The sequence below is a fragment of the Sandaracinaceae bacterium genome (assembly GCA_020633055.1).
Lineage (GTDB): Bacteria > Myxococcota_A > Polyangia > Polyangiales > Houyiibacteriaceae > JADJJE01.
On the sequence record JACKEJ010000007.1, the window covers coordinates 449825 to 463604 of the forward strand.

12 protein-coding genes are annotated in these 13780 nt (G+C 70.4%); 5 read left to right on the forward strand and 7 right to left on the reverse strand.

What is annotated here, in order from left to right:
- Nucleotide 1: 1 nt before the first annotated feature.
- Nucleotides 2–847, forward strand: coding sequence for a pantoate--beta-alanine ligase (locus tag H6726_15400; protein ID MCB9659036.1), 846 nt, complete (start codon nt 2–4; stop codon nt 845–847).
- A 4-nt stretch (nt 848–851) separates the two neighbouring features.
- On the opposite strand, the gene H6726_15405 is transcribed toward H6726_15400, so the two are convergent.
- Nucleotides 852–2957, reverse strand: coding sequence for a serine/threonine protein kinase (locus H6726_15405; GenBank protein ID MCB9659037.1), 2106 nt, complete (start codon nt 2955–2957; stop codon nt 852–854).
- Nucleotides 2958–3144: 187 nt separating this feature from the next.
- Here H6726_15405 and H6726_15410 point away from each other — a divergent pair, with 187 nt between their 5' ends.
- The 3 genes from H6726_15410 (at nt 3145) to H6726_15420 (ending at nt 5117) form a co-directional block, all read left to right on the forward strand.
- Nucleotides 3145–3651 (forward strand): cyclic nucleotide-binding domain-containing protein, encoded by a 507-nt coding sequence (locus H6726_15410; GenBank protein MCB9659038.1) that lies wholly within the window; start codon nt 3145–3147, stop codon nt 3649–3651.
- A 245-nt stretch (nt 3652–3896) separates the two neighbouring features.
- Entirely contained in the window at nt 3897–4286 is a 390-nt protein-coding gene (locus tag H6726_15415) for a hypothetical protein (protein MCB9659039.1), read from the forward strand.
- Between the two features lie 6 nt (nt 4287–4292).
- Complete coding sequence (locus H6726_15420) at nt 4293–5117, forward strand: homocysteine S-methyltransferase family protein (GenBank protein ID MCB9659040.1); 825 nt, start codon at nt 4293–4295, stop codon at nt 5115–5117.
- A gap of 7 nt (nt 5118–5124) precedes the next feature.
- Here H6726_15420 and H6726_15425 read toward each other — a convergent pair whose 3' ends face one another.
- From H6726_15425 to H6726_15435, 3 genes are read right to left on the reverse strand one after another with little or no spacing between them, the layout of a single operon-like run.
- Nucleotides 5125–6636: a GMC family oxidoreductase gene (locus H6726_15425; GenBank protein MCB9659041.1), complete on the reverse strand. Its 1512-nt coding sequence runs from the start codon at nt 6634–6636 to the stop codon at nt 5125–5127.
- Nucleotides 6633–7055 carry a hypothetical protein gene (locus tag H6726_15430; protein ID MCB9659042.1) on the reverse strand — a complete coding sequence of 141 codons (423 nt, stop codon included), beginning with the start codon at nt 7053–7055 and terminating at the stop codon, nt 6633–6635. The genes H6726_15425 and H6726_15430 overlap by 4 nt, the downstream gene beginning before the upstream one ends.
- The gene (locus H6726_15435) at nt 7055–7879 is read right to left on the reverse strand and encodes a FadR family transcriptional regulator (protein MCB9659043.1); all 825 of its coding nucleotides are present in this window, start codon (nt 7877–7879) and stop codon (nt 7055–7057) included. Before H6726_15435 ends, H6726_15430 begins: the two co-directional genes overlap by 1 nt.
- Before the next feature lie 81 nt (nt 7880–7960).
- Here H6726_15435 and H6726_15440 point away from each other — a divergent pair, with 81 nt between their 5' ends.
- The gene (locus tag H6726_15440) at nt 7961–10078 is read left to right on the forward strand and encodes a GAF domain-containing protein (GenBank protein ID MCB9659044.1); all 2118 of its coding nucleotides are present in this window, start codon (nt 7961–7963) and stop codon (nt 10076–10078) included.
- A 2-nt stretch (nt 10079–10080) separates the two neighbouring features.
- Here the strand turns inward: H6726_15440 and H6726_15445 are convergent, their stop codons facing one another.
- The 3 genes from H6726_15445 to H6726_15455 are packed head-to-tail and all read right to left on the reverse strand — an operon-like array spanning nt 10081 to nt 13776.
- The gene (locus tag H6726_15445) at nt 10081–11319 is read right to left on the reverse strand and encodes a hypothetical protein (GenBank protein MCB9659045.1); all 1239 of its coding nucleotides are present in this window, start codon (nt 11317–11319) and stop codon (nt 10081–10083) included.
- A gap of 35 nt (nt 11320–11354) precedes the next feature.
- The gene (locus H6726_15450; GenBank protein ID MCB9659046.1) at nt 11355–12455 is read right to left on the reverse strand and encodes a hypothetical protein; all 1101 of its coding nucleotides are present in this window, start codon (nt 12453–12455) and stop codon (nt 11355–11357) included.
- A 13-nt stretch (nt 12456–12468) separates the two neighbouring features.
- A complete protein-coding gene (locus H6726_15455) occupies nt 12469–13776 on the reverse strand; it encodes an aminopeptidase P N-terminal domain-containing protein (protein ID MCB9659047.1) in 1308 nt (435 codons plus the stop codon).
- Nucleotides 13777–13780: the final 4 nt, after the last annotated feature.

Below are 13780 nucleotides of genomic sequence, written 5' to 3' on the forward strand. Positions count from 1 at the left end.
GATGGCACCTCGCGTCATCCACGATCCGCGCGCGCTGCGGACCGCCTGCGACGCCGCGCGCGCGGCGGGCCACCGCGTGGGCTTGGTTCCCACGATGGGCGCCCTCCACGATGGGCACATGTCGCTCGTCGCCGCGCTGGCCGAGCGCACCTCTTTCCGCGTGCTGACCATCTTCGTGAACCCGCTGCAGTTCGCGCCCACGGACGACCTCGACCGCTATCCGCGCACCCTCGACGCGGATGTCTCCCTCGCGGCACAGGCCGGGGTCGACTTGGTCTTCGCCCCCGCGCCGGACGCGATGTACCCCGTCGGGTTTCAGAGCCACGTCGAGGTCGAGGGCGTCACGCTCCCCCTGGAAGGGGCGTTCCGTCCGGGCCACTTCCGGGGCGTGACGACGGTCGTCACGAAGCTGTTCAACCTGGTGGGGCCTTGCGCGGCGGCCTTCGGAACGAAGGACTACCAGCAGTGGCGCGTCCTGTCGCGCATGGTCACCGACCTGGACATGCCGGTGGAGATGGTGGGGTGCCCGATCGTGCGTGAAACCGACGGGCTCGCGCTCTCGTCGCGCAACCGCTACCTGAACGAGCGGGACCGCGAGCGCGCCCTCTGCCTATCGCGCGCGCTCGCGTGGGCCGAAGCGCAATGGCGTGCGGGTGAACGCGACCCCGAGGTCATCGCGACCGCCGCGCGCATGATCGTCGAGGCCGACATGGACCAGGTCGATTACGTCCGCGCCGTCGACCCCGAGACCCTCGAGCCGCCCACGGGTGACGTACAGCGCCTGACGGTGCTGATCGCGGCGCACCTGGGCACCACGCGGCTCATCGACAACCGCGAGCTGACCTGACGCCTCACTGGCCGAGCACGCGCAGCGTCTGGACGCCCTCCCCTGCCAGCACGACGAGCTCGTGCGACACCGGCTCGCGTCCGTCGATGGTCACGCTGATGTCGAGCGCATCTCCCACACGTCGGCGCCCCAGCCGCAGCGGCGTGCGACCCTCCACCACACCGTCACAGCGCACCTCGGCGCCTGGCGGCTCCGAGACCACCTCGACCACCCGCGTCAGCGGCACCAGCTCGGCCACCTGCTCCTGTTCGCCCGCGAGGACGCGCAGGTGCGTCGTCCATGGCTCGTACCCCGCGAGCCGCAGTTGGATGGCGTGATCGGCGCCGACGACCAAGCCCTCGATGCGAGCTGGCGTGGTGCCCCCGAAAGACTCACCGTCGAGGAACAACTCTGCACCGGGTGGCACCGAGTCGATGCGCACGACCGGCAGTGGCGCGGGCTTGATCGCGCGCGCGATGACCAAATAGGTGACCACGCCGACGACCGTCGCCACCAGCACCCAACGGAGCGTGCTGCGCCACTGTCCCCCCGCCTCCGTACGCTCGGGACCGGCGCTGGTAGGCGTCTTGGGCGTGAGAATGGCCGCCGCTTCGCGGGGGATCCGAGGGGCCCTGGGAATGGCCGAAGCCGTGGGGGACGCGGCGTTCAGGTACACGTCTGCGTCCTCGGCGAGCGACGCGCTGAGCTCCACCAAGGGGGAGCCACGCCCCCCCGGCGCGGGTCGCACCGGAACGTCCTTGAGGGCATCGTCCAAGCCCTTGAACACGTCCTCGACGACCGTCGCCTCGTCATCATCGAACCCGGCGGCGTCGAGCTCGCTGGCAACGTCCTCGAGCGGGAGCGCACCGCGATCCAGCATGGTCGTGGGCTCGTCTTCGTCGTCCGGCGTTCGTCGCACCTGCACGGGGGGCGCCTGCTTCGACGTGTAGCGGGGTGGTCGCGCGGTCACGCGAATGGCGTTGGGGTTGGTTGGCCGGTCGTCCGATCGAGAGGCTCGGTCGACCGTCGGCAGGTCGTCCCGCGTGCGCTTCATGTCGAAGATCACGCTCGCCCCTGGCTCGTACTCGTCCACGGTCATCTTGAGCGCGACCGAGTCCCTCTTGCCGGGGTCCGTCCCGAGCACCTTCTCGCTGGACACCGGCGGCGCGCCCGTCGCGGCGGCGTACTCCTCCATGAACAGCTGCGCCATCAACCGTGCCACCCTCGCGGTCGTGAACGACGGCTGGTGCTGGTAGAGGAACTGCGTGAGCGCCTGCCCGAAGTCGTGCGCCGACTCGTACCGGTCCTCCGGGCGTCTCGCCAGGGCCTTCATCGTGATCGCGTCGAGCTCTGCGGGCACGTCGCGGCGGTAGGCGGACGGTGGCTGCACCTCCGCCTTGCGTACGCGATCCAGCAGCTCGGGCAGGTTCTCCGCTTGGTAGAGCATCTGCCCTGTCAGCAGCTCGTGCAGGAGCACACCCGCCGAGAAGATGTCGGACCGGAGATCCATCGGGTCGCCCCACGCCTGCTCGGGCGACATGTAGTAGTACTTGCCCTTGATGACGCCGACCTGTGTGTTCTGTGTCCGCAGCGCCGCCTTGGCGATGCCGAAGTCCGCGAGCTTCACGTCCCCGGAGAAGCTGACGAGCACGTTCTGGGGCGAGACGTCTCGATGCACGATGCGGAGCGGGTTGCCCTGGCTGTCGCGCTTGCGGTGTGCGTAGTCGAGCGCCGAGCAGACAGCCGAGACGATGTAGGCAGAGATGTCGAGTGGGAGCGCCGCCTGACGGGACCGCAGCGCCTTGATCATGCGGTAGCAGTCGGCGCCCTCGACCAGCTCCATCGCGATGAAATACGTATCATCGGTGCAACCAAGGTCGAATGTCTGCACCACGTTGTTGTGGTTCAGCAGCACGCTCAGCTTGGCCTCCTCCACCAGCATCGTGACGAACTGCTCATCCTCGGAGTACGTGGGGTGGATGACCTTGATGGCCAGGAGCTTCTCGAAGCCGCCAATGCCCTGGGTCTTTGCGACGTACACCTCGGCCATGCCACCCACCGCCAGCCGGCGCGTCAGCGTGTATGGCCCGAACGGGCGCGGTAGATCGATAGCTTCGGTGCCGGTGGCCAAACGACGCTCGTGGAACGGGCGATACTCTCGGGGGGGGGGGCTCGGGCCGCCGCCTCATCGGGACGAGAGAGGCAGTCCGCACGCGACTCTATCGCGCGCGCGCGAGACAGGTAAAGCACGATGGCCCGCGCGCCAGGCGCATTTTGGGTCCGCGCGCGGAACGCCTTCGTTGTACCATGCGGACACCATGCCCGACACCTCCGTGCCACCCCCTCCCAAGATCCGCGCCGAGATGCTGCGCGACGTCGGCCTGTTTGGTGGTCTCGACGACGAGTCGCTACAAGTGCTGGCGGACAACCTCCCCGTGATGACGGTGCAGCCCGGCGACAACGTCGTCGAAGAGGGCGACGACCGCCAGGAGATGTTCCTGGTCATCGCGGGTGAGCTCGAGGTGGTGAAGCACGGACGGGGCGGCGAGTTCCGCGTGGCCTTGTTCGGCCCCGGCGACTGCTTCGGAGAGATGAGCCTCATCGACGTCCAGCCAAGGTCGGCGACGGTGCGCGCGGTCGCGCACACCCTGATGCTGCGCATGACCCCGCAGTCCCTCGAAGAGCTGCTCTACCGACGCGATCCCAAAGCGTACAGCATCTTCATCATGAACGTCGCTCGAGAGCTCAGCCGGCGCCTGCGGGTGGCGGATGGCATCCTGGCTCAGTTCGTGAGCGCGGCGACCGGGCAGCACCTCCACGATTGAGCCCCGCAGCGTTGGAGCGGCGCCCGGGCCGTCCGAACGTCGCCGTGGCGACCCGCGCGAACGCGCACCGCGCCACGAATGCGCGGGCGGGTGAAGGGTTCGCTCGGTGCTCGCGTCTTGACCCCGTCAACAGAACCAGTACCCTGATGCCCAACGTGCCTGCGACCCCTGTCCTGCCCACAACGCCCCGGCGGCGCGCCTCTGTGCGTCTCGTCCCGCGTCGGCGTGCGGTGCTCGCGGCTGGCGTGGCGTTGGCTCTCGCAGCCTGCGGAGACGCTGGAGAAGGCGCTTCGGCCGACATCGACGTCGACGTAAACCCGCTCCCCGTCGTCGCCCGGTCGGACTGGGACGCGGCACAGCAGACGTGCGAGGGCATGATGAGTGGCGCCGTCGAGTATGGCGTCGCAGATGGGCAACCGGACCTCCTCGTCGCCATCGGGTCCCGCGGCGTCGTGTGCGTGGACACGTTCCCGGTGTTCGAGAACGAGCTGGGGGCAGACTCCCTGGTCATGCACCGCTTGTGGCTCCGCTACATGGCCACCCTGCAGGAGCTGGGGCCCGAGCTGGCCATTGACCAGCAGGACCAGCAGGACCAGCAGCCCCTCCAAGACCAACCGGGATCTGCCCCCCGCTGAGGCTCGATGACGGTGGCGATCCTGGATGGCCCCGTCGGCACCGAGCTGCTCGCCCGAGGCGTCGAGACGCCCCTCCCGTCGTGGAGCGCGGGCGCGATCCGCGCGGCGCCCGATGTGCTGGAGGCCATCCACCGTGACTACGTGCGGGCCGGGGCGACCATCCACACCGCGAACACGTTTCGCACGCAGCCAGGCACCCTGGGTCGGCCGTTCGCCACGCTGGCAAAGGAGGCGGTCGCGATCGCCCGTCGCGCCGTGCCTGCCACCTGCCGGGTGGCGGGCAGCCTTGCGCCCGTCGCCGATTGCTATCGGCCCGACCTCAGCCCTGGAGACGCAGCGCGCGACGACCACGCCCAGCTGGCACGCGTGCTGGTGGACGCCGGGTGTGACCTCCTGCTCTGTGAGACGTTCCCCTGCGCCCAGGAGGCGTGGGTCGCCGTGGAAGAGTGCGTCCGAACCGGCGCGGATACGTGGGTGGGGTTCACCGCGGGCCCCGACGGGACGTTGATGACGCCCCAAGAGATGACCGCAGCCGCCCGAGGCGCGCTCGAGCGCGGCGCCACCTGTGTGCTCGTCAACTGCACGCCTGCGACGCTCACCCTGCCCTACGTCGAGGCGCTCGCCGCGCTGGGGGCCAAGGTGGGGGCCTACGCCAACGCAGGGCGCGTCGATGACGCCATGGGCTGGTCGGCCGACCCGTTCCTCGCCGCCGACCAGTACGCGAAGCTCGCGGCGAGCTGGGTGGACGCCGGGGCAACGGTGCTCGGTGGCTGCTGCGGCACCGGCCCCACACACTGCGCCGCGCTCTCGGACCGGTTTGGCCGTGCCTGAGCTGACCTCAGCTCGCCCGGCGCCTCCCCCCGACGCGCTCGCGATTGGCCAGCTGGGAGCTCGCGCGGTGGACCACGCCCATGATGCTGTGCTGGGGGTTCACGCCGAGGTTGGTCGGGAACACGCTAGCGTCCATCACGAACAGCCCGCGAAGCGCGTGCGCCTCGAGGGCCGGGTCCACGACGCTTGCGCGGGCTGAGCGACCGGCCACCGCGGTCCCAAAGAGATGCGAGGCGACCATGTGGAGGTCGCCGCGCGCCAGGGCGGGGTTTCTCAGCGCGCGCACCTCGTCGATGCTCCGCAGCACCTCAGGGACCCCGTGCACTCCGGGATAGACCTCCTGGGCGCCGACTTCGAACAAGAGCTCGGCCACGAGCGCGAGCCCATCGAGCAGCACCCGAACATCACGCGCGGTGGGGTGATAGGTGACCGCGGGCCGGCCATCGAACCCAACACGCACGCGCCCGTGCGCCTCGAAGCGGCACTGCGCCACCCAGTGGGCGTGGTGGTCGAGGTGCGCGAGGCGCTCGAGCCACTCGGCGCCGACCCCCGGGAGCCGCGCGGAGAGCATCTCTGGGGGCATCGCCAACGACTCGATCTTGAAGCCTTGCGCACGCATGGGGATCTCGTAGGCCTGCGTAGCACCGGGTCCCCTCCCGACCGGCTCGGAGAAGCGTCCCACCACGGCGGACCCCGGGTGCGCCTGGAAGCGCTGCCCGACAGGCCCACGCAAGCCAGAGCGCAGCAGGATCAGGGGCGTGTGGAGCACGCCCGCAGCCACGATCACGCCGCGCCGCGCGCGCACACGGAAGCGCGCTCGCGGCTTGCGCTGCGCGTCGAGCACATCCCCCACCACACCGACGGCGCGGCCCCAGCGGCGCTCGACCGAGTGGACGCGGCAGTGCGTGTGCAGGCGCGCGCCGTCTCGTAGCGCCATGGGCACGTAGCTCACGTCCATGCTGCGGCGCGCCTCGGTGCGGCAGCCTTGCAAGCACTCGCCGCTGCCCTCACAGCGCTTGGAGTTGCGCACCATCGCGCGGCCCGGGAGGCCACGCGCCTCGGCCGCCTGCCTCATCAGCGCGCCGTTGCGCCCCAAGAGCTCGTCGGCCGTCTCACTCACTTCGAGGTCGCGCTCGATCGCGTCGAACGCGCCATCGAGCGCACGGGCATCGACCAACTCCGAGAGCCCATGTTCGCGCGCCCACTCCTCACGTACGTCCTCGGGCAGACGCCAGATGATGCCACTGTTGATCGCGGTGCTGCCGCCCACGGCGACCCCTTGCAGCAGCGGCATGGGCGCCGCGTCACGCGTGGCCTGTGCGCCGGCGTCGCGCATGGCGTCGGCCATGGCACCGACCATGTCGCGTGGGCGCTCCTGCGAGCGCAGCCAGCCTCCTTCCTCGAGCATGACCACCGAGTGTCCTGCGGCGCTCAGGACCCGCGCGGCCGTGGCCCCGCCTGCCCCCGTGCCGACCACCACGAAGTCCGCCACATCATCGATCTCGAAGCGCACCATCATGCTCCCCCTACCGTGCGAAGGTGAACCGCACGCCTGCCTGCGGTGCGGCCGTACGTGCTGGCCAAGCGCACGGCAGGGCTCCCGAAGAGCGCCATGGCCGCTTGGATCTTCATCAGGATCGCGAGCTCCCGGACCGCGAAGGTGTGGTGCTCGAGGAGCTCCGTCAGCAAGGCGGCGCGCTCCTCGGGGGCGAGCTCCACCATCGTCCGCGGCTGCCCCCAGTGCCACGCGGGGGCGGTGGCGATGGCGCACAGCGCGAGCCGGACGCCCACCGCGCTGATGGCATTGCCGTGGTCGACGAGCGACGCGATCGCTCCGGGATAGTCCACGCCCTCGAGGGGCAGCCGGGGGTCACCGGCGCCTCCCGCCGTGAACCCACTCAACACGGCCTCGGCCCAGCGCTTCTCGATCGCGATCATCAGGACACCTCCTTCTTCACCCACGCCTCACCCACTCTTCCGGACACGCCGCGTGTGGTGGAAACCTCGGACCCCTCGGCCGGCATCTTGGACGCGACACCGCTCGGGTCCAGCTCGAGGAGCGTGCGCCGGTCCATGCGCAGCAGGAGGCTGCGCGACACGCTGCGGACCCGCTCGACGTCGCGCTGGTCCAGCAGATCCACGAGCTTCTCGTACACCGCGAGCGTGTTGTCCGTGTTGGCGAGGAACGCCGGCCGCGCGAGCGGGTTCGCCTCCACCAAGCGCTCGATGGTGTTGTACAGCAGCGTGAGCGCGACGTTGTGGGTGCCGACGACCACCCTGCGCGCGAAGGCCAGGTCGAGCGCCATGAAGCTCAGCTGGTCGGCGCTGTGCTCACGCAGCATGCGGAGATCGGCGCGTAGCGCGTTGAGCTCCTCTCGCGTCGCGCGCTCGGCCACCAGCGCCAGCACCTCGACCGCGAGCAGACGCCGCAGCTCGAGGATGTCGCGCAGGAGTCCGAGCGGCATCTGGCCGCGCGCGAGCTCCTGCTCCGCGAGGTGCCCCAGCAGCGGCAGCCCGCCCGTCGCCCGGTAGTCCTGGACGCGCGTAGCGGCCCCGTGGGAGGAGCGCACCAGTCCTTCGGCTTCGAGGCGAGTGAGCGCCGTACGCAACGTCAGCCGGCTGACCCCCAGGGTCTCGGAGAGCTCGCGTTCCCCCGGCAGGGCCGACCCTGCGGGCAGCTCTCCCGAGAGGATGCGCCGCCGCAACCGCGTGGTGGCAGTGTCGGCGGCAGATCTCCGAGGCTTGGAACGTGGGGTCGCCATGACTGGTAATACCAGTACAAGTGGTATTACCAGTTGTCAACGGGGGTCGTGACGTTTCCGCGGACTGCTACGCTGCGGCCCATGGATCTGCGCGTACAGACCTCGCTCATCGCCGCGATGCTCAGCCTCGCGCTCGCGGTGAACGTGATGCTGCGGCCGCGCAAGCGTCGGGCGCACTGGGTGTTCGCCACGTTCGGGTTGAGCGTGGGGTTCTGGTACGCCGTGACGGCCGTGCGCGCAGCGTTCCCCAGCGAGCTCTGGGAGCGCGTGCACCTGGTGGCTGGTGTGCTCGTGCCCCTCTCCGCGCTGCAATTCTTCCGCGCGTTCGTCGAGGACAGCGACGAGCGCATGCGGGCCCTCAACCGCTCCGGCTGGTTCGGCGCCACCCTGCTGGTCGGCGGCATCCTGACGCCGTACTACCAGAGCGGCCTGGTGAGCGGCGCGCTGTTCCTCTACGTGCTGCTGCTGCTCGCCGTCCCGCTGGCCACCCTGTACCGTCGAGGTGACGCGGTCAGCTCCCGCGTCGAGGGCGCGCGGTTGCGCTACCTGGCCATCTTCGGCGGCCTCGGCAGCGTCTTCACCCTGCTCGAGTATCTGCCCTACGTGGGCCTCGACATCCCGCCGGTAGGGACCCTGCTCGTCCTGTTGTTCCTGTACCTGCTGTCCCAGTCGCTCGTGAACTCGCGCTTGATCGACCTCTACGAGCTGGCTGGGCGTCTCGGTGTACTCACCGCCCTCGCGTTCATGCTGGCCACCATGCTGTGGGCGATGCACTACGTGACGGGCGGGCGCTTCTTCCTGCACGGCGTGGTCTCGGCGTTGGTCGTGCTGCTGCTCTTCGACCCCGTGCGCGCCAAGGTGACCACGTGGATCTCGCACTTCTTCTTTCGGGAGCGGTACGAGTTCGAGACGAGTGTGCATGCCCTGCGCAGGGAGGTCGCCCACGCGCTCCAGCTCTCCGACCTCACCCGGCTGTTGATGGACGGCCTCGAGCGCTCGCGGCGCGTCACGCACGCGGCGCTGTACCTCGCCGACGCGGACGGGCGAGGGTACAACCTCCACGGACACATGGGGCCCGAGCCCGCGGGGCGCGTCGAGATGGCGCCTGCGCGACCGCTGCTGGACCGACTACGCCGCGAGGGGGCCGTGACGATCGAAGCCGCCGAGCGCGAGCTGGAGGAGCAGCGGGAGCTGGGCGAGCACCGCGACGCGGAGACGGCCTACGACATCGTGCAGACGATGGAGGCGCTCGACGCGTCGGTGGCGCTGGGCCTGGTGGGAGACGGCGACGACCTCTACGGCTTCCTGACGGTGCGCGACGAACGCATGCGCGACGCCTTCTCTCCGGAGGAGGTGCAGCTGCTCGAGGGCCTCGCTGCGCAAGCCGCCGTCACCGTCGAGAACTCGCGCCTCTACCAGCGAATGAAAGAACGCGATCGCCTGGCCGCGCTGGGTGAGATGGCCGCGGGCTTGGCGCACGAGATCCGAAACCCGCTCGGGAGCATCAAGGCGAGCGCGCAGTACCTCACTGAGCCGGGACACGAGGACGACCCGGAGGTCGGCGAGTTCCTCGGCATCATCGTCGAGGAGGTCGACCGGCTCAACCGCGTGGTCGGAGGCTTCTTGGACTATGCACGCCCAACGACGGGCGAAGTGGGACGCGCAGACGTGAACGCCGTCGTGCGGCGCACCCTGCAGCTCATGCGCCCCGAGTGCGAGGCAGCGGGCGTGACCCTGGACGTGCACGAGGACCCACGCATCCCACCCGTGCAGATCGACGTCGAGCGCCTTCGGCAGGTGATCCTGAACCTGGTGCAGAACGCCGTGCAGGCCATGGGCGCCGGCGTGGTGCGCGTGGTGACCGAAACACGGGAGCGCGCCGACGCGACGGGTCGCCTCACTCCGTGGGTCGAACTGCGCATCGAGGACACCGGGCCCGGCATCCCCCCCGACGTGCTCTCCAAGCTGTTCGTGCCGTTCTTCACGACACGCGACAAAGGCACAGGCCTAGGCCTCGCCATCTCCCAACGCATCGTCGCGGCGGCCGGTGGGGTCATCAACGTCCGCTCACGCGTTGGCGCCGGCACCACGTTCGTCGTGCTCCTACCCGGGGATCCACCGCCACGCGAGAGCAGCGGCCCGTTCACGCTGGAGGACGCCGCCAACAGCTCCGGCGAGCCCTCGCTGAGCCCCACCTAGCGCTATGGCGTGGGCGCGGCCGGAGGGGCCACGTCGACCAACTCGGGCATCCACTCCCCCGGAGGGAGCAGCTCGTCCAAGTCCGCGCGATCGCGTGCGGTAGTGTCGGCCGCATCGGCCGGCGCGTCGCCCTCGCTGGGCCCAGGGGCATCACCGACGCCGACCGCAGCGTCCACGCCAGCTCCGCCGGCCTCGGGGTTCGTTGCAACGCCCGGGTTCGGGAGGTCTCCTTCCAGCAGCGCAGGGGAGCGCCCGAGGCTGGTCACGACCATGCGGTAGAGGCGCATCTGTGCCTCTCCGAGCACATCGGGCGCCTGCCCGTTCTCGACGAGCAAGTCCTCGTAGGCGCGCACCGCGGAGCCTCCTCCATGCTCGCGCGTGGCGTCGGGCAGGTAGTACCTCCAGGAACGAGTGCGCTCGTAGGCCACTCCGTGGACGGGTGTGAACACACGCTCGATGAATCCGTGGTCCGCCACCGAGAGCGTGCCATCCTCGTGCAGCAGCGCGACCTCGACGGTGAGGCGAGCGAGCTGGCGCTCGAGCGGCCCCCCGAGGGCCTGAGCCCGCTCGTGCCAGCGCTCCCTGGCGACCGTACAGGCGGTGATGAGCGCGCGCGCGATGGAGCTCCCACGCGCAGAGCGCCATAGCCGAGGTGTGCCCTGCGCGCGCAGCAGCACCATGACCTCGACCGAGCGCATGCGCCGGAGAGGCTCCGGGAACAACGCCACGGGAGGGGGGGAGCGACCGTCGAGGATGCCGCGCGCGACCCGGGCGAGCAGGTCCCCTTCGGAGACGGCGTCGGCGCTGTCGAGGTCGCGCGTGTAGAGGGCCTCCGTGGGGGTCAGGTACTGGGCGCGCAGCGGCGGGGTGCGCTGGTACGTCGCGAGGCGGCCCATGACGCTGCGGTCCTCGCCTGGACCACGGGACTCCACCAGCAGCCCCCACGCGTGCATGTCCTCGAGGGCCCGCAGCAACGCGTCCGCGCGCCCATCGGTGGCGTCCTCCGCGAGAGCCGCCATGACGGCGTCGCTGGGCGGCACCAACTCCGTGCCCTCCACGGTCCTGGATGCCCAAGGCGAGCCGGGGAGCACCACCACGCGGCCACGCTGCTGCAACGCGTCCGAGAGGCCGCTGGCGCGGGCGGCGCGCTCGCGCAGCTGGACGCCCGCCAAGACGACGCCGACCAGCGCGGCGACGGCGAGGAGCCGGGGGATCCAGCGGGTGGGTGTTGCCTGGGTCACGCGGGGCTGCGTTCTAGCAAAGGGCCCACCCCGGCTCAATAGGTGAGACCCGTGCTCACGTGCGCGCCCCATTGACGAGGAACGTCGGAAGGGACGGGGCTACCGAGCCCGGTGGGGCGCGAGAGGTCGACCTGCACCGCAGCCGCGACGACCAGGGCCCGGTGGCGCAGGTTGAGCCCGAGCGTGGCGCGCATGCGCCGCGCCGTGAGACGCGGGAAGCGCACGTTGTCGGCGAACGCGCTGGAGTCGCCCGACGCGCAGCCCCCGAACGGGAACGGGCTCCCGAGCGTGGGGTCGACACTGGGAGCCGTCGGGTCACAGACCTCCACGGCAGATTGTTCGGGCGAGAGGTCGACCGCGCCGGTGTGCGCCACGATCCAGAAGAGCTGCACGCCCAACAGGGGCGAGAGCACCGTCGTGCTGGAGAGGGTGACCGGCTTGCTCGCCACCAGATCGATGGCGGGTACCACCAGGGTGAACTCGGAGTCTCCGGTGAGCGTGCGCACCGCAAAGCGCAGGGCGAGGTCCGGCACGTACGCGAGCGGTCCACGACGATACCCCTCGAGCAGCGCCCACTGCCCCTCCACGCCCCAGATCCACAGATTGCTGCGCGCGACGTGACCGACGCTGGCGCCGAACTGCAAGCCGAACGGGAGCCCCTGACGGAACGACACGAGGTAGGACGCGAGCACGGAGTCGGGCGACGGGTTCCCCGCGTCGAGCGTGCTGTTCGCTGGCCCTTCGGTGCCGAGGCGCCAGTAGCGCGCGCTCGCGTCGAGCCCCGCCATCGAGGCTGCCACCCCGACGAAGAAGTGCCGTGAGCCAAGGGTGCGCGCCGGTTGCAGGGACACTGGCGCGAGGCCCCCTCCGAGCTGCGCCATGAGGGCGCGGTAGCCGTCGAAATCCGCGCAGTAGGCGCCGCCTTGGCATGCACCGGGATCCGCCCCGAGGGCCTCGGGCGAACCGGTCGCGAAGCGCAGCCGCGAGAGGGTGATGTTGACCGGCTGCGCGTGGGCGGTCGCGGGGGCGCTGCACGTCCCCAGCGCCACGAGGGATACGGCCGCGGCCACGCCCAGCGCGAGCGAACGCCCCGAGTCCGGGCTGCCTGTGACGATGTGCGTCGCTGCAGCCGTCACCGCGCCGAGCCCTTCACTGACCGCGCACCGCCGCTTCCACGTCCGCCACGCTCTTCGGGGCGGTGGTCAGGTTCTCGTGTCCATCCGCCGTGACCGCCACGTCGTCCTCGATGCGGATGCCGATGCCGCGGTAGCGCTCGTCCACCTCGGCGTCCAACGCGACGTACAGCCCAGGCTCCACCGTGAGCACATGCCCCGGGGCGAAGGGCCGTGGCGCGCCGGCCGCGAAGGTGCTGCCGACATCGTGGACGTCCATTCCCAGCCAGTGCCCCGTGCGGTGCATGTAGAACTCACGGTAGCTCCCGCTCTCGACGGCGCCATCCAAGGAGCCCTCCAACAGACCGAGGTCCAGTAGCCCCTGCGTCAACACGCGCACGGCGACGTCGTGCACGCCATCCATCGTGGCGCCCGGCCGGACGGCAGCGATGCACGCCTCCTGCGCCGCGAGGACCACTTCGTACAGCGCACGCTGTGGCGCGCTGAACGTACCGGACACCGGAAACGTGCGCGTGACGTCCGCGGCGTAGTAGCCGTACTCGCACCCAGCGTCGATCAGCAGCAGGTCGCCTTCCGCCATCTGCCGGTCGTTCCGGCGGTAGTGCAGCACGGTCGCGTTCGGTCCGCTGCCGACGATGCTGTCGTACGCTGGACGCTCGGCCCCACCTGCGCGGAAGGCGCTCAGGAGCTCGGACTCCACCTCGTACTCGAACACCCCGGGCGCCGCACGACGCATGGCTCGCAGGTGGCCCTCGGTGGTGATGGCGTTCGCGCGTCGCATCAGGGCGAGCTCGGCCTCCTGTTTCACGAGGCGCATCTCGTGGATGGACACCTGCGTCGACACGATCTCGGTCGGCGTCGTGCGACCGTCGCGGCGGCAGCGCATGCGCACCAGCCGCAGCGCCCGCAGCACGTTGGCATCGAACTCGGCGTGCTCCCCCAGCTCGTAGTGCAAGCGCGCGGCGCCCTCCAGATAGTCGGGCAGCCGCGCGTCCAGCTCGCCAATCGGGAAGGCCGCGTCCACGCCGAACGTGGCCACGGCCCCTTCGACACCGTGGCGGAACCCGTCCCAGATCTCGCGCTCGCGGTTCTTGGGTCGCACGAACAGCACGGACTCGTGCTCGGGGTGGACGCTCGACAGGACCAACACAGCGTCGGGCTCGTCGAACCCGCTGAGGTAGTAGAGGTCGCTGTGCTGCCGGTGCGCATGCTCGACGTCCGAGTTGCGCGTGGCGACGGGCACGGACGGGAGCACCACCACGCCTGGGCCGATGCGCTCGAGCAGCGCCGCGCGACGTGCGGCATACACAGAAGGGTCCAACATGGTG